Annotated in this window: 12 protein-coding genes; 7 read left to right on the forward strand and 5 right to left on the reverse strand. The window is 40.4% G+C overall.

The features are described 5' to 3' along the window. Window positions 1-91: 91 nt before the first annotated feature. The gene (locus tag DK924_RS10805) at window positions 92-1,321 is read right to left on the reverse strand and encodes a sugar MFS transporter (RefSeq protein ID WP_008108908.1); all 1,230 of its coding nucleotides are present in this window, start codon (window positions 1,319-1,321) and stop codon (window positions 92-94) included. A 172-nt stretch (window positions 1,322-1,493) separates the two neighbouring features. Here DK924_RS10805 and gtfA point away from each other — a divergent pair, with 172 nt between their 5' ends. After that, window positions 1,494-2,966, forward strand: a complete 1,473-nt coding sequence (gene gtfA, locus DK924_RS10810; protein WP_109875139.1) for a sucrose phosphorylase — start codon at window positions 1,494-1,496, stop codon at window positions 2,964-2,966. A gap of 74 nt (window positions 2,967-3,040) precedes the next feature. On the opposite strand, the gene DK924_RS10815 is transcribed toward gtfA, so the two are convergent. Both DK924_RS10815 and DK924_RS10820 read right to left on the reverse strand, forming a co-directional pair. Then, window positions 3,041-4,072, reverse strand: coding sequence for a LacI family DNA-binding transcriptional regulator (locus tag DK924_RS10815; protein ID WP_008108904.1), 1,032 nt, complete (start codon window positions 4,070-4,072; stop codon window positions 3,041-3,043). Window positions 4,073-4,153: 81 nt separating this feature from the next. Continuing rightward, window positions 4,154-5,047: an AraC family transcriptional regulator gene (locus tag DK924_RS10820; protein WP_109875140.1), complete on the reverse strand. Its 894-nt coding sequence runs from the start codon at window positions 5,045-5,047 to the stop codon at window positions 4,154-4,156. A gap of 194 nt (window positions 5,048-5,241) precedes the next feature. On the opposite strand from DK924_RS10820, the gene DK924_RS10825 reads away from it, so the two are divergent. The 6 genes from DK924_RS10825 (at window position 5,242) to DK924_RS10850 (ending at window position 10,592) form a co-directional block, all read left to right on the forward strand. Continuing rightward, window positions 5,242-6,762: an aldehyde dehydrogenase family protein gene (locus DK924_RS10825; RefSeq protein WP_109875141.1), complete on the forward strand. Its 1,521-nt coding sequence runs from the start codon at window positions 5,242-5,244 to the stop codon at window positions 6,760-6,762. A 326-nt stretch (window positions 6,763-7,088) separates the two neighbouring features. Beyond that, the gene (locus tag DK924_RS10830; protein WP_109875142.1) at window positions 7,089-7,694 is read left to right on the forward strand and encodes a DUF998 domain-containing protein; all 606 of its coding nucleotides are present in this window, start codon (window positions 7,089-7,091) and stop codon (window positions 7,692-7,694) included. A gap of 114 nt (window positions 7,695-7,808) precedes the next feature. Continuing rightward, window positions 7,809-8,018: a hypothetical protein gene (locus DK924_RS10835; RefSeq protein WP_054201355.1), complete on the forward strand. Its 210-nt coding sequence runs from the start codon at window positions 7,809-7,811 to the stop codon at window positions 8,016-8,018. A gap of 71 nt (window positions 8,019-8,089) precedes the next feature. Continuing rightward, window positions 8,090-8,641: a GNAT family N-acetyltransferase gene (locus DK924_RS10840; protein WP_109875143.1), complete on the forward strand. Its 552-nt coding sequence runs from the start codon at window positions 8,090-8,092 to the stop codon at window positions 8,639-8,641. Between the two features lie 43 nt (window positions 8,642-8,684). Then, window positions 8,685-8,942: a hypothetical protein gene (locus tag DK924_RS10845; protein ID WP_109875144.1), complete on the forward strand. Its 258-nt coding sequence runs from the start codon at window positions 8,685-8,687 to the stop codon at window positions 8,940-8,942. 177 nt (window positions 8,943-9,119) lie between these two features. After that, window positions 9,120-10,592 carry a S41 family peptidase gene (locus tag DK924_RS10850; RefSeq protein WP_109875145.1) on the forward strand — a complete coding sequence of 491 codons (1,473 nt, stop codon included), beginning with the start codon at window positions 9,120-9,122 and terminating at the stop codon, window positions 10,590-10,592. Between the two features lie 73 nt (window positions 10,593-10,665). Here DK924_RS10850 and DK924_RS10855 read toward each other — a convergent pair whose 3' ends face one another. Both DK924_RS10855 and DK924_RS10860 read right to left on the reverse strand, forming a co-directional pair. After that, window positions 10,666-13,659 carry a TonB-dependent receptor gene (locus tag DK924_RS10855; protein WP_109875146.1) on the reverse strand — a complete coding sequence of 998 codons (2,994 nt, stop codon included), beginning with the start codon at window positions 13,657-13,659 and terminating at the stop codon, window positions 10,666-10,668. 74 nt (window positions 13,660-13,733) lie between these two features. After that, a complete protein-coding gene (locus tag DK924_RS10860; protein WP_109875147.1) occupies window positions 13,734-16,391 on the reverse strand; it encodes a glycoside hydrolase family 16 protein in 2,658 nt (885 codons plus the stop codon). Between the last annotated feature and the right edge of the window lie 152 nt (window positions 16,392-16,543).

The following is a 16,543-nucleotide window of genomic DNA, read 5'->3' on the forward strand; positions in this document are numbered from 1 at the left end:
ACAATAAGCAAATTATTTTGTTAATTATTTGCTGTTTTTTTACTCAAACATTGATTTTTATAATGTTTTTATAGCATTAAAAGTTGTTTGTTTACTCAGCGACTAAGTTACTTTGCTCTAATGCTGTTGCTGATGGGTCACGAATATAATTAAATAGCATAGCCAAAAATAATATGACTGCAAAACCCGTAGCTAAATAAAAACCGTAGCGCACGTGTCCAAAGTAATCGCTGATCATACCCATAAATAAAGGTGCTAAGGCGGCTGACAGTGCGGTAAAAAATAATATAACGCCTGCTACTGCGCCGTGTTGATGCACAGGAAAACACGATATTCCCTTAGAATTTAAAGTAGGGTAGACCATCGACATAAATAAACCTGAGAGAGGTAATAAAGCCACAGCCCAATCAACGCCACCATAAAGAGTGCCAACGTAACACAGCGCAATGCCAAAGCTTAAGTAAGCCATAACTCCTTGCCAACTAAACCTATTCAGTAACCATACCGCAATAAAGCGCCCTGCAGCACGTAACACAAAAAAGATTGTGAGTGCGTAAGTGGCCAGCAGCGGCCATGAGCCAGTGTAATCTTTTAGTAGAGTAGGCATCCACACGTATATGGCGACTTCGGTGGCAACATATAAAGCAATTGCAAGTGAAAAACCCAGTGCATAAGGATTTTTAACCATTTTCATAGTCGTTTTTAGTGAGGCTGGCTTATCTGTACTTTTTACCACAGCAGGGTAATCGGCACGCCAAGCAAGCAATGCCAAAATCAAACACATAATGCCAGCAATAATATAAAGGTAAGTCCAACTTACATTTTGAACCAGTAGCACGCCAACTAAAGCAGGGCCAACAATGGCACCAATGCCAAAAAAGCCTTCTACTTTATTCATGGTTTTGGTGTGCTCTTCGTTGCTATTAGAAATATCACCTAAGAGCGCCAATGCACCGGTTTTAAATAAACCAATGGCGAGGCCAATACAGCACAGTAAAAAAACAAAAAATATAAAGCTGCTACTAATTGCAAACAAAAAACAACTTGCAGAGAATATTAATAATCCAAGCATAATCGTTTTTTTACGGCCAAGGCTATCGGCTAAAAAGCCTAGAAATAATCCACTTATTGCAATCATGGCCATAGGCGCATAATGAAACGCACTGGCTTGGGTCATACTTAATCCAAAATCGCTTATGAGTTCGGGAATGATCATGCCAACGGCGTCAGAGGTCATGGCAAACATAAAAAACATCATGTATGTGAGCCAACGAATTTGTTGCAACGGATCGCTGCTTACGTGTGTGTGTGATTTTGTCATTTGCTTTTCCTCGTTAAATGCTTGGTAACACACATTAAGTTGTCAGTAACTTATTGTAGTATTAATCGAGCCACGATATTTGTATGTAAAATATTTAAAAATTACTTGTAAATTCTCACTTGCTAGTTAAAGATATATCTTAATCGATTAAGTTTCAACTTGGTAATCACACATGATGAAGAATAAAGTTCAATTGATCACATATGCTGATCGAATCACCGGTAAAGATATAAACGCATTAACAGCACTTCTAAAGGGTCCACTTAAAGACGTTTTTGCAGGGGTACACTTATTACCATTTTATAACCCAATAGATGGTAGCGATGCAGGTTTTGACCCAATTGATCATAGTGAAGTTGATGCCCGAATAGGAACTTGGTCAGATATTCAAGCACTTGGAAAAGATCATGATATAATGGCCGACTTAATAGTGAACCATGTATCGGCGCAATCGTTTCAATTTCAGGATGTGCTGGCCAACGGCAAAGCCTCTGAATTTTGGGATTTATTTTTAACTAAAGAAGACGTATTCCCTAATGGCATGAGCAACCAAGAACAACAAGCCATTTACCGTCCACGGCCTGGAAGCTGTTTTACACCAATGAAATGCGGTGATGGTCAAACGTATGATTTTTGGACCACCTTTACCGACAACCAAATTGATATAAATGTAAAAGTAGAAGCAGGCATTGCTTATTTAAATAACGTACTTACTAAATTTTCTGCTAACAACGTAAACATTATTCGTTTAGATGCAGCGGGTTACGCCATTAAGCAAGCAGGTACTAACTGTTTTATGCTTGATGAAACATTTGCCTATTTAGATAAACTCTCAAAGCAGGCAAATGATTTAGGCATGGAAACCATTGCTGAAATTCATAGTCATTATCAAACTCAAGTTGACGTGGCTAAGCGCGTAAACATGGTATACGACTTTGCTTTACCCCCGCTTATATTACACAGCTTATTTAATAATGACGTAGACGCACTGCTTAAGTGGTTACAAATTTCACCGCGTAATTGTTTAACGGTACTAGACACCCATGATGGCATTGGCATTATTGATGCGGGTCCAATGGGCGATAAGCCAGGGCTGTTAAACGCATCTCAAATAGATAACCTAGTAGAAACCATGCATGCCAATAGCAATAACCAGAGCCGTAAAGCAACAGGTGCTGCTGCAAGTAACGTCGACCTATATCAAGTTAATTGTACGTATTACGATGCACTGGGCGCAAATGATTTTGATTACTTATTATCTCGCGCCATTCAATTTTTTGCACCGGGCGTACCACAAGTGTATTACGGTGGTTTATTTGCTTGTAAAAATGATATGGAACTTCTGGCGAGCACGAACGTTGGTCGTGACATTAATCGCCCTTATCTAGATGCCGCTAAAATAGATGAGGCGCTAAATAAGCCGGTAGTAAAAGGATTAATAGCGTTAATTAAAATACGTAATGAGCATCCTGCATTTGCTGGTGAATTTACTGCTCAAGGTGGCGCAAGTGTATGTTGTTTAATGTGGAAGCTTGAGCAACAGTCAATTTCTTTGAGTATTGATTTTACAAGTCGTACCGCACTTATTACACAGGTTAATGGTGCTCAAGAAACCACTTTAAACTTACAAAGTTTATTAGTTTAAATAGCTTTATTTGTTGAAAACCAAAAAGCCAAGCAACTTAAGCTTGGCTTTTTTATCTGCGCTACTAACAGCGCTCAGCTACTTGCACCAATATCGAGTGCGTAACCTACTTCGTGTTGTTTTTCTTCTTTAGAAATAAATAAGTTAGCAGCTATTACACCTTTTTCTTGGCTATTTTGATGAATAGTCGTAAGGCGAGGCACAAAACGGGCTGCTTCTTCTATGCCATCAAATCCAACAATACGTAGCTCATTCCCTATTTTTATCCCTTGTTTTATTGCTTCTCGCATGGTGGCGAGGGCGATTAAATCACTCATACATATAATCACATCAGGGCGTGGTGAGGCGTTTAATACTTCTTTTGCAGCTATGCTGGCAAAACGCTCGCTACTTTCAGGAATATTCCAAATGCGGTCGTCGGCTACCGTTACATTCGCTTCATTTAACGCACGCTGATAACCTCGTAAGCGTTGGTGAGAAATAGATTGACCCGTTTCAAACTCATGATGTTCGTAAACTCGGCACAATACATTTTCATCGAGTAATCTCAAGCCCAATATTGCCACGTTATCAGTTGCCCTGTGCAAAACATGTTTGGCTATTTCGTAACTGGCTTGTTCGTTGTTTATGTTAATTGATGCGTTGCGGGCAATATCAAAATCCACAGTAACCACATGTTTTTGTACTGTTTTTAGTTGCTCTACCAGTGCTTTATTTCGCGGGCGACCATAACAAATAAAGCCATCAACAAAATCAACAACGTTATTGAGATTGTCGCTATTGCCTGAAAACAATAAAACATTAATGCCGTTTTTTTCAAGCACTGAGGTTACACCACGCATAAAGCTACTGGCGACAGGGTCTGACACCATATATTCCACGCTATCTGGCAGCACTAAAGCAACAATATTAAATGTGCCACTTCGCAAAGATTGCGCCGCTTTATTAGGGCCATAATAACCGAGCTCTTTGCAAGCTTTAAGTATGGCTTCGCGTCGTTTAGCCGAGAGTTGATCTGGGCGATTAAACGCATTTGATACCGTAGCATTAGACACACCTAACTCTTTGGCGATACTTTTTAATGTCCAGCGGGTGGGTTTACTCATCAGCGACTCATTACTACTTAGCAGGAAATTAGTAAATTAACATATTAGGCTGTTTAATATAACAAAAACTGTTGCATTGAGTTAATGCCGACACTGTTTAGGTGCAATCCCAAAGGTTTGCTTAAATAAACGGCTAAAATGACTGGCGCTATTAAAACCAAGGTCGTAGCACACTTTACTTATAGCTTGGCCTTCTAATAAAAGCGTGCGGGCTTTTTTAAGCCTAAGTTGTTGCTGCCAAAGCGCAGGGCTGGTGCCAAAAGCGAGTTTAAATTGCTGGTAAAACTTACTACGACTCATACAAGTTATTTTGCATAATGTGTCTATGTCGAGTGTGTCGCTTAAATGCTCTTCAATGTATTGCAGTGCATCACTCACGTTACTTTTTAGACGCAGTTTATCGCAGTTGGCCATTAATAAATCGCGGCTTTGTTGTTGCAGTAAACGGGTGATCAATTCGTTTAACGATAAATCAATTAGGTAGTGTCGCTCGGCGCCTTGCTCACTAAATAAATGCACCATTCGCTCTAATAACTGCTGAGTTTGCGCATTATGTTGGGTATGCACTAAATTAGGGCTGTATTCAAATAAGGTATCACTAGCAAAGTTTTGCTGCATATTAAGCGCATTAGCCACATTGGTTATTTTATCTGTGCTTATTTCAATCGCTAAACAGGTGGTAGGTGAGTTGATAGTTGCCTGTGGAAAATCAATCAGCACCCCTTGATCGGGCGCTAATACAAACGATTCGTGGGGTAAAAACGCTTTATGATAATGACTATTCTCAACATGCATAATTTTCTTGCCACTGAGCATGGCACAAAACAGTAATTCGTTTGAATGCAGCGCCACTTTTTGCGCACTTTTATATGTATCATAAATACTCAGTTCGCTGTTGTCGGCAGCAAAGCTTACTTTGTTTTCAATAAGTACATCAAGTTGTTGGCGTTTTTTATTTAACTGCGACGAATACATAATCAGCCTTTTTAATGATTAAATCGTTTGGACTCACAGACAATTTTTTTGGACTGCTAATCAAGTTTTTAAGCGCTTAATAGTCTAATGTCAATCAATACCGATTAAATATAAAGCAACTAGCTACATTACTCTAACAAGTTGCTGGTATTTCGGCTTAGACTTTTAGCTAACAACAACAAGAGAACACACATATGATTTACGCAAATCCAGGCACAGCAGACGCACTCATCACATTTAAACAGCAGTATGGTAACTATATTGGCGGCGAGTGGGTTGAACCCGTTAATGGTCAATACTTTGAGAATATTAGCCCTGTAAATGGCAAAGTGTTTTGTAAAATTCCTCGCTCTGATAAAGACGATATTAATTTGGCGCTTGATAAAGCGCATGCCGTAAAAACGCAGTGGGGCACAACCTCAGTGACCGAGCGCAGTAATATTTTATTAAAAATTGCTGATCGCATTGAACAAAATCTAGAGCTACTTGCAGTGGCCGAAACATGGGATAACGGTAAAGCCATTCGCGAAACCCTCGCCGCGGATATTCCACTTGCTGCGGACCACTTTCGTTACTTTGCCGGTTGCTTGCGTGCTCAAGATGGCAGTATTGGTGAAATAGACGAAACCACGGTGGCGTATCATTTTCATGAACCATTAGGTGTTGTAGGGCAAATTATTCCGTGGAACTTTCCAATTTTAATGGCTGCATGGAAACTAGCACCGGCACTTGCAGCTGGTAACTGTGTGGTACTTAAACCTGCAGAGCAAACACCCGCATCAATATTAGTGTTAATGGAAATTATTGGTGATTTACTGCCTGGCGGCGTGCTAAACGTAGTAAATGGTTTTGGTAAAGAAGCTGGTGAAGCACTGGCAACCAATACGCGTATAGCTAAAATTGCCTTTACAGGCTCAACCCCTGTGGGGTCACATATTTTAAAATGTGCGGCTGAAAATATTATTCCTTCAACGGTAGAGCTTGGGGGAAAATCACCTAATATCTTCTTTAGCGATGTTATGGAAAAAGACGACTCATACCTAGACAAAGCAATTGAGGGCGCTATTCTTGCCTACTTTAACCAAGGTGAAGTATGTACTTGCCCATCTCGCTTGTTTATCCAAGAAGATATCTATGAGCAATTTATAGAGCGCATTTTAAAACGTACCAAGCAAATTAAACGCGGTAACCCGCTAGACAGCGAAACCATGGTAGGTGCGCAAGCCTCTAAAGCACAGTTTGATAAAATTTTAAGTTACATTGATATTGGCAAACAAGAAGGTGCTGAAGTACTCAGTGGCGGTCATATTGAGCAACTTAGCGATGAGCTAAATGGTGGCTATTACATTCAACCTACTTTATTAAAAGGCACTAACGATATGCGCGTGTTCCAAGAAGAAATTTTTGGCCCCGTTATTTCAATGTCGACCTTTAAAGACGAAGCCGAAGCGCTCGAATTGGCTAACAGCTCAGAATTTGGTTTAGGCGCAGGTGTATGGAGCCGTAATATGAACCGCGCTTATCACTTTGGTCGCAAAATAGAAGCCGGTCGCGTATGGACCAACTGTTACCATATGTACCCAGCACACGCTGCGTTTGGCGGTTATAAAAAGTCTGGTATAGGCCGCGAAACGCACAAACTCGCGCTCGATCATTACCAACAAACTAAAAACTTATTAGTAAGTTACAGCGAAGATCCCCTTGGCTTCTTTTAATAACGCGTTTTAGTTTAAACAAACAACCTATAAGTAATGAAAGCGCTGCATTGTTGTAGCGCTTTGTTTTTTTTAAAACTAATACTGATAGCATTTGATTAGTGGTTAATTATAATAATAAAGAAATGATTTATTAATGAGGCGAAATAAAACCTCAGTGAATCATGCACAAAGAGGGTAATAAGGCGCTGGGTTGAAAAAGTAGATTAAAGGTTCTAGCTCAGGGCTGTTTGTACAAGCTCACAGCTCGTCACTCGAAGCCGGCTCATTTTCTCCTCTGTGTTTAAAAAGGCTTTAGTGAATTAATCACAAAAAGGATTATGGTGATGTTTGAAACGATTGCGATTTATTCAGGGTTAATAGCCACATTATGGATATTCATTGGTGTTTATGTAGCAAGTCGGTTTTATAAAGGTTACAGCCATTCTAAACAATTTTGTAGTGAATTAGGTGCAACAGGAAGCCCAACTGAAAAACTGTCACCGCTAATTAATAATTATCCTTTAGGTTTTCTATTTTGCTTTTTTGGCTGGTATTTGGCGCAATTGGCTAATGTTTCTATATTGGTTAATATTGCTGGTTGGTTAGTTATAGTGCATGGTATTGGTACCTGGGTTGCGGGTTATTTTCCTATGGATGCTGACCCATTTACTAAACATCCAACTTTTAGCTGCAAGGTACATTCTTGGGCTGGTTTTATTATGTTACTTTCGCTGGTTGTAGCACCAATATTAATAGCTATTAGTCCAACCACAGAAGTTACCTCTCTATACTTTCGTGTTTTTTCAATTGTTTCTGTTATCGCTACATTTTATTATCTGTTTGCTATGGCTAAAGCAATAAAACTACAAAGTAAACCTGGTACCTATCAACGTATCTCTTATGGTATTCAATTAAGTTGGTTAAGTGTTTTTTCAATAGCATTAATTTAAAACAATCACTAGTGCCTATCATTTGTTTAAACGTTAGGCTTGTCAATCTAAGAAATACATCAGCATTGTGTTGATTTTAGCTCATTATTTGGGCTTATAAATTAAGGAAGACTCATGAATATAAACGATACTAAATTACGTTTTATTTTACTAAGAGGTCCTTTAGGCTGGGGAATTCCTACAGCTATTTTATTTCAATTAATCATGCACCTTACAGGTGAGCAAGATTTTTTTGATGGAATCATTTCATCTTTAATAATATTTCCTTTAGTAGGCATATTATTTGGATACTTTATGTGGCATTCAAAACATAAAAAGAACTAAATAACTGAGAGACCTACCTTAATTACTTGGTTTTTTTGAAAGTTTTTAGCTGTAATTACAAGGAGGTTTGAGTGAAAATTTGTGAAACCCAAAGATTGCTTATTCGGCAGTTTTCAATTGATGATGTGCCGGCATTAAGTAAAATTCTTAGTGACGATGAAGTAATGAAATACTCAATTCGTGGTGTGTGCGATGAAGCCGCAACTGGTGAATTTATAAAGTGGTGTTTACAATGCTACGATTCATATGATTTGGGCCCATGGGCACTAATAGATAAAAACAGCGATTTATTGATTGGATTTTGTGGTATTTCCCCACAAAGTGTTGCGGGGAGCGAAGAGCCTAATTTAGGGTATCGATTAGCGGTCGATTTTTGGAATAAAGGCTTAGCCTGCGAAGCGGCTAAAGGTGTTTTAAAGTATGTGTTTACTCAAACTACTCATCAATCCGTTGTTGTTATTATTGAACCTGAGCATATTGCGTCATTGAGAGTAGCAAAGAAAATTGGCTTTACAGATTATAGCAATCATGAATTTCACGGTCGTGCCGTACAGTTATATCGATTAACAAAGGCGCAGTGGAATGAATGGACTTCTTTAGATGCTGCTTATGTAGCTACCTAAAGCTCAAGATAGTTAACGTTGGTTTGTTAAAAGGAAATTTTTAATGGATATAGATTCTCACATAGTTCAGCTTGAAAAAAATAACCGAAAGTTATTTAGTGCCTCTCATTATTTGGGACTTACGATAGCGATGGCTGTTATTATTTTGTTGTTAATGTTTTATTTCAGCCCATTGATAGGGCTTGCTTGTTCAGGTTTTGCTGCTTTCTTTTTAAACTTTTTCTATTCACAGTATACCTTTAGAAAACTCAACGCCCGCATAACACTACTGCAAACCAAAATTGAACAAACCTCTAAGTAAGCTGTTGCTCTTAATTTAAAGCCAGTTCATTTTAAATGTTACTCATTGTTAGCTGCTTTTATTGTTGCTAAGTTATTGCTGTAAAAAAGTTTGCTGATACTTATTGGATTTAAGATATTTTTAGTTCCACCAAATGAGTTTACAGTAATTATATAGCCTAATTTAAAATGGATTTTCATGAACATAAAAACAAAAATAGTTAGCCGTACTTTATTGAGCGCTTTATTAATTACGCCTACCTTGAGCATGGCCGAATTAGCAGTTACTCCTAAAACCCCAGAGCAATGGCGCAGTGTTACTGAGCGTGATATTGAAGCTGCTTACAGCATATCGGCAAAAAATCACCCTGGCATGTTTGATGTTAACAACCCAGCCTTTCCTGAATTATTAAAGCAAGCAAAAGCAGAAGCACTTGCACTGTCTGCTAAAGCGAGCGGGCCACAGGTTCATGTTGCGGCAATTGCGCGTTTTAGTACTGTGCTACAAGATGGTCATGCCGGTGTGTTTTCACGCGTTGAACGACCTGCTCGTCGCTGGCCTGGTTTTCGTGCAGTTTGGCGAGGTGATGCATTAAAAGTGTATTACAGTGAAACAGATAATATAAATAAAGGCGACGTGATAAGTGGCTGCGATGGGCAAAGTACCGAGACGTTAATGCGACAAAGAGTGTTTAAGTTTCATGGACAGGTTACACAGCCTGGGCATTGGTGGCAGCAAGGTTGGCGATTACTTGTTGATGAGGGCAACCCATTTTTAACACCTCTAAAAGAATGTCAATTTTTTAGAGCCAATGGACAATCCTACAGTAAAACCCTTGATTGGTCTGTTCAGCCAAAGAGTGTAAGTAAGCATTTAACACACGCCTATAATGGGGATGAGCTTGCAACCGATTTAACTTGGCCTGCACAAAACACTGCGTGGATTGCTATGCCTAGTTTTGCAAATAACGATAAGCAAACTAAAGATTACAATAACCTTTATAAGAAGGTGACGAGTCAACGTTCCAAGTTACTCAGTGCAAAAACGGTGATTGTAGATCTTCGTCATAACCAAGGTGGCTCGTCGTATTGGAGCTTAACGCTTGCAAAAGCGTTGTGGGGTGAGCAGGTTGTTGAACAAAAAATGGATAGCTACTCACAAAATAGCTGGGTTTGGTGGAGAGCGTCAAAAGACAATACTAACTATGTAAAATCGTTAATTGACGTGGTAAAAGATCAACCTGAAGTTCATGAATTGATTAAAGAAATAGCAGCAGGTATGGCGCAGTCACTTGAAAAAAATAAGCCATTTTACATCGAAGAAAAGCAAAGTAAATCAAACCTAAGCGAAAGTACGGTACCAGTGAGTGACTTTAAAACACAGGTTCTTGTTATTGTACCGCCACAGTGTGCAAGTGCGTGTCTTGATGCCATTGATGTATTTAAGCAATTTACAAATACTCAGTTATTTGGCGCGCCAAGTAGTGCTGACTCATTGTATATGGATGTTCGATTAGCTGAGTTACCCTCAGGTTTAGGTAAAGTGATAGTGCCTAATAAAGTGTATGTGAATAGAGCAAGAGGAAAGGGCGATTATTATAAACCCGATATTGCCTATAACGATATTGATTGGACAACCGATAAGCTATTAGAAAAAATTAAACAGTTATAAAAAAAGCCGCTCAATGAGCGGCTTTGACTTTTCAACTATAAGGGGTAATCAAAAACTGTATTTGGGCAATGTATTAATTGCCCATAGAGTATCTAACGCCAAAGGCATAACGAGGGCCGTATTGAGCCGCGCTTAAGAACTGACTTTCGAAACGGCTAAATGAACGCTCGGTTTCGTTGGTTAAGTTCACACCTTCAAAGAATACCGTTGTGCTTTCGTTAACTTCGTAGTTCACGCTAATATCCCACTGTAAGTACTCTTCTGCGTATTGTGGAGGAGCCGTAGCACCTGAGTCAGGTAAACCTTGCGCAATTAAGTACTCATCACGCCATGCACCGGTAATTTTCACCGATAAGCCATCTTTTTCGTAAAAGCCTTGTATGTTTGCAGAATCACTTAAACCAGCTAATACTGCTTGAGAGGCAAGGTAGTAGTTATCGTACTCTACATCACCATCAACAACGGTGGCATTAAAGCCTGCACCAAAGCCTGAGTCGCCAAACAAGTGCTGAACAGCAAATTCAAAACCGTTTACTTTACGTGAACCAACGTTTTCAGGTGAATTGATGGTCCATTCAATCAGCGGATCAGTCGCTGGGTCTGGTAAGATACGGTTGTTTTCGCCAATACCCACACCATTAGCTACAATTTCATTGTAAATTGCAGTGTCAGTTGCTTGATCGCCACGACCTTCAATGGCGGCTACTGCGTTGTTCCAACGCTGACCTAAATACACATCGTGTAAGCCTTCAAATGTTGTTTTAACCTGGGTGTTATCAATCCAATTATCTACGTCTTTCCAAAATAGACCAATAGCAGCGTAGCTGCCTTCGCTGTAGTAATACTCAAGGCTTAAATCTAAGTTCGTTGATTTAAATGGTTCTAGGTTTGGATTACCACGGCTACCACTTCTTGAATTTAATTTAGGTGATGGTGTTAAAGCCAAGTTACCTAACATATCACCGAGTGTTGGTCTGGTGATTGTTTGACCCCATGAGGCGCGGGTTACTAGGTCATCCGTAAGATCGACTTTAATATCAATCATAGGAAGTAGTAAGTCGTATTGGCCTTCATAGTCTACTTCAACTAATTCGCCACCAGCGGCAAATTGAGTTAACCACTCTGAACCACCAGCCCAGTACACTTGTTCCGCTACACGGCTTTTAGCTGGGCTGACAATATCAGTTTCTTCATAACGAAGACCTAAATTTACAAATACTTCGTAGTCGCTAACGTCAAATACCCAATTACTAGAGAGATACACACTGATGGTTTCTTCTTCAACTTCGTTAGTTGGGAAGCCGTCAAAGCTACCAATTCGGTAATAATCACTGCCAATAACATCTTCGGTTAAGTAAGCGCTTTGGCGAGCAAATGCTTCATCAAGGTCATAAGTGTAAGCATAACCAGGGGCTACGCCGTTAGGACCAAATGAAAACTCATCAAGGAATCCGCTTAAATCAACTCTTTCGAACATCGCATCCGGAAAAATTTCAGCGAATGTACCGTTGTTAAAGCCTGGTGCATTGGCGTTATTAGAACCACCCCAACCACTAAGTGTTTGTTTAGTGTAAGCCGCACCAAATTTTACAGTCTCAAGACCAATATCTGTATAAGTAAATAACTTACCATCTAATTGCACTTGAGAAACTTCTGACTCACCCGGTGTTCTGGTAAAAATACTGAAGTTAGAACCAATTTGATTTGGACTCACTTCTTGTGTGCCATTGTTCCAATTAATATTGAAACCGGGCACATCGCCTTCGCGGAAAAAGTATTCTTTAGTCGAGAGATCGGCTGAGCCCAAAATAATACGGGCATTAGAGTTCAAGCCTGGATCTTTACCGTTATCTGTAGTGGTTTTTGAAGTATGGGCATCAAAGTTAAAACTTAGATTGTCTGTTGCTAACCATTCAACATTAATACCAGTTGCTTTTGAGTCTACTTCTGAGGTTTCACGAAATGCAGTGAATGATGCGTCATCGCCAGCTGAGTTATAGTAAATAGCGGTGCCGTTTTCATCTAGCTCATAGGCATTACCATTGCCGCCAAACGACCCATTCCAAATACCCCACGATAACGAGTTATTACCCGTTGTTGCATTTGAGATTGTGTGATCTAGTGTAAACGTTAAGTTATCTGTTGGTGCAAACTGAAAAGTGGCTTGCGCGTTTAAACGTTCACGCTGAATGTCGTCTTTTGCAAAGCTGACTTCTTGTGGGAAGAAAGCGGCAGATACAAATTCACCACTCTCCCCAGCGTTAGGGTCGAAAAACTGCTTCGCTGGATTGCCATCAGCATCCATTGGGCGGTTATCAATTATGTTTTCAGCATCAACCGATAGGTTAGGGTTGACTAACCAAGAGCGCACATTGGCTGCTTGGCGCTGAAAATCACGACGGTGGTAAGAAAAGTTAGCTGAAAAACCAAACATTTCGTCAGCAAACGTGTTGCTGTAAATACCTGCTACTTCAGGAGTAACCTCATCACCTTCTTCTACCGATGTATCGTGAATACCTTTAGCCATTAATGAAAATCGTTGACCCGGCTTCTGTAGAGGTTTAGCGGTAACAATATTTACAGTTGCACCAAGGCCACCTGTTGGTGTATCTGCACGCGCTGTTTTCATAACTTCAAGTGAGCTTACACCCTCCGATGATAAGTTCTCAAAGTTAAATGAGCGTGTAAAGCCTGTGCCCGCCATTTGACGGCCGTTAAGTGTTACAAGGTTAAATGATGGGCCAAAACCACGTACGGTAATTTGGCTACCTTCACCGTTTGAGCGACTTACTGATACACCCGTAATACGTTGTAGCGATTCAGCTAAGTTAGTATCTGGAAATTTACCCATTTCTTCAGCAGAAATGGCATCGACCACGCCTGATGCGTCACGTTTTACATCCATCGAACGGATTAATGAACCACGAATACCTTTTACTTCAATAACTTCTAGTTCAGGTTCGGCAGTATTTTCTTGCGCAGCGTAAGCGAAGTTAAATGTGCTTGCAGCGATGATAAGTGACACAGAAGCCGCTAGTGGGCTTTTTTTAAACTTATTTGTGTTCATAATTGCTCTGCTTTTACTTAATTTATTACGGTAAGTAGGTACTTGTAATTTAGTACCTACCACTGAATTAGGGTTTATGGGTTAGCGATAACCACATTGTCGATACGATAAACTGCACCGTCACCTGTTCCCCACGCTGGGAACATCATCAGTACATTGATATCGCTAATGTCTAAACCTGCATCAAATAATGATTGCAACGTAAACGTGTATGTTTGCCACTGTCCAATAACAGGTACTTCACCTTCAACGCTTTGTTCAAGAGGAAGCTCTACCGCCGTTGCTGCACCTGTTGACTCAATTTTAAATGTCCATACTGAGTCAGGGTCATTTGGTGGTGTCACCATTTTCATTTCAAATTGCACAACACCATTGGCTAATATTGCTGATGCATCAAAAGAGATACCGTCGTCCGCTAAAAAGCCCATTACTGTTGGTGTAGCACCAATGACAAACTCAGCCACTGTGCCGTGTTCAGCATCGTCAGTTTCTTCAGTCGGTGTAGAGCCACCACAACAGTCCCAAATACTCCACATATCTGCGGCAGTATCTTGGAAAATAGTGATTTCATCGCCTGCTGATGCACTAGGATCGTACATTTTAGCGTTATCAACACGGTAAACCGCACCTTCACCTGTGCCCCATGCTGGGAATATCATCACTACATCAATGGCACTGACATCTAAACCGGCGCCTGCTAAGTCAGCGAATGTAAAAGTGTAAGTTTTCCATTCACCTACAGCAGGTGCATCGCCAGCATCTGTTAATGGAAGCTCTACCGCTGTATCGCCTTCATTAGATTCAATCTTCATTGTCCAAACAGCTGCTGGATCATTTGGATTTGACATTACTTTTACATCAAACTGTAGTACACCATTTTCTAAAATGCTGGTTGCATCAAATGGAGTATCGCTACCACCAGCAGATGAACGAGTATTAAAGCCCATTACAGTGGGGGCTTCGCCAATAGTGAATTCTGCGGTTAAGCCGTGTTCTGCATCGTCCATAACTTCTGTTGGAGTAGAGCCGCCACAACAATCCCACATCGGCCAATCTAAGTTTTGTCCGTTTGTGAATAGGTCTACTGATGGTGATTCACCTATATCGCCTTCAATAGCCACATTGGTAATTAAATATTCAGCGCCTGCGCCTGTTTGCCATGCTGGGAATACCATTAAAACATCAATAGCACTTAAATCTAAGCCTCTTTCTTGTAGTAAAGAAAGTGGGAAGGTGTAAGTTTGCCATTGGCCAGTAACAGGAGTAACACCTTCATTACTATCGCTTAGAGCTACATCGCCGGTATTAGGACCACCATCGCCAGCTTCAGCTTTCAATAGCCATGTAGTATCTGATGTTGGCGGCGTTACTACTTTCATATCAAATGTTAATCGACCATTTAGATCAAGAAGAAGTGATGCGTCAAATGGAGATGAGGTGCCGGTAAAATCATCTGGGAAGTGACCCCCACGAGTTGAAAAACCTAAAACAGTGCCGTTATTGTCATTAATATTAAATTTAATTACATCGCCTTTGTCAGCGTCAGTAATTGTTTCAGGTGTTGTACCACCACAGCAATCCCATGCAATCCAGTTAGCATTTAAGCTGCCATCAAAAATATCTAGATTCTTTGCAACCCCATCACTTGGCGGAGTGGGTACAGGGGCTTTACCTTCTACAAGTGCATCGTCTAAGCTATCGTAACCAGGGCGAACTGTTTCACAGCCTTTACCGGTGGCCGGATCTGAGGCACATTCGTACACACGAACATAATCAATCTCAAAGCTTTGACCTTCTGCAAATGCAGCTGCATCAATACCTAAATTGTTTACATTTTCAGGCCAATCGCCACCAACAGCATGGTTTAATATAAGGTAAAAGTCTTTATCAAATGGGGCATTATCCCAGTGAGTGGTAAGTTCGCCACTGCCTTGTTCAAAGTATTCAGCAAACCAACCTTTATGTTTAAGACCAACAGGCTCATCTTTAGAGTTGTAACGTACTTCAGAGCGACGTTGTGTAGCGTATAAATAGCCGTCTACGTACCAGCGAATTTCTCCCTCTTGCCATTCGATTGCATAAGTATGAAAGTCATCTGCTGGGTTCATACCTTCAGGTAAGGCATAAGCTTTGCCTGAACTTGAGTTATTTGGCCACTCACGACCATAGTGAAGTGTGCCATGAATATTTGCTTCAACGGTGCCATCTTCAGCGACTGTTTTTAAATTAACCGCTTCTAAAATATCAATTTCGCCAGAGCGCGGCCAAGTGCCATATACTTCATCGGTTGGCATCATCCAAAATGCGGGCCAGCTACCTTGACCAGAAGGCAACTTTGCACGCATTTCAAAACGGCCATAAGTAAAGTCGGCGTTGTAGCGGGTGTTTAAACGGGCTGACGTGTATGGTTTTTCTGCACCTTCTTCTGCAGGTAAGGCGACTATATTTAGTACACCGTCTTTAATGAAGGCATTTTCCTCACTGTCGGTGTAACATTGTTTTTCGTTGTTACCACCGCCAGCGCAGTTTAATTCAAAGTTCCACTTGTTAGTATCAATACTAGTGCTGTCAAACTCATCGCTCCATACCATACGCCAGTCTGAGACTGGTTCAGTAGGGTTTACTTTTTCAATATCGGTAGTAGTGGTCGCTGCGTCACCACCACAACCCGCCAAAGATGCTAATGAAATAGCAGCCAAAAGGCGAGTAATGCGTGTTGTTTCAATGTTCATAACTGAACCCCGTTCAACTGATTATTGTCAGAATATAGTGTATTTGTTGATTTTGTCATTTTTGTAAGCGCTTACATTTTTCTGTGTGGTAAATGTAAGCGCTTACAAATAATATGGGGGATTCTCAACTGGGTCAAGAATTTGTTTAAATA

Source organism: Pseudoalteromonas sp. meg-B1 (assembly GCF_003173795.1).
GTDB lineage: Bacteria > Pseudomonadota > Gammaproteobacteria > Enterobacterales > Alteromonadaceae > Pseudoalteromonas > Pseudoalteromonas undina.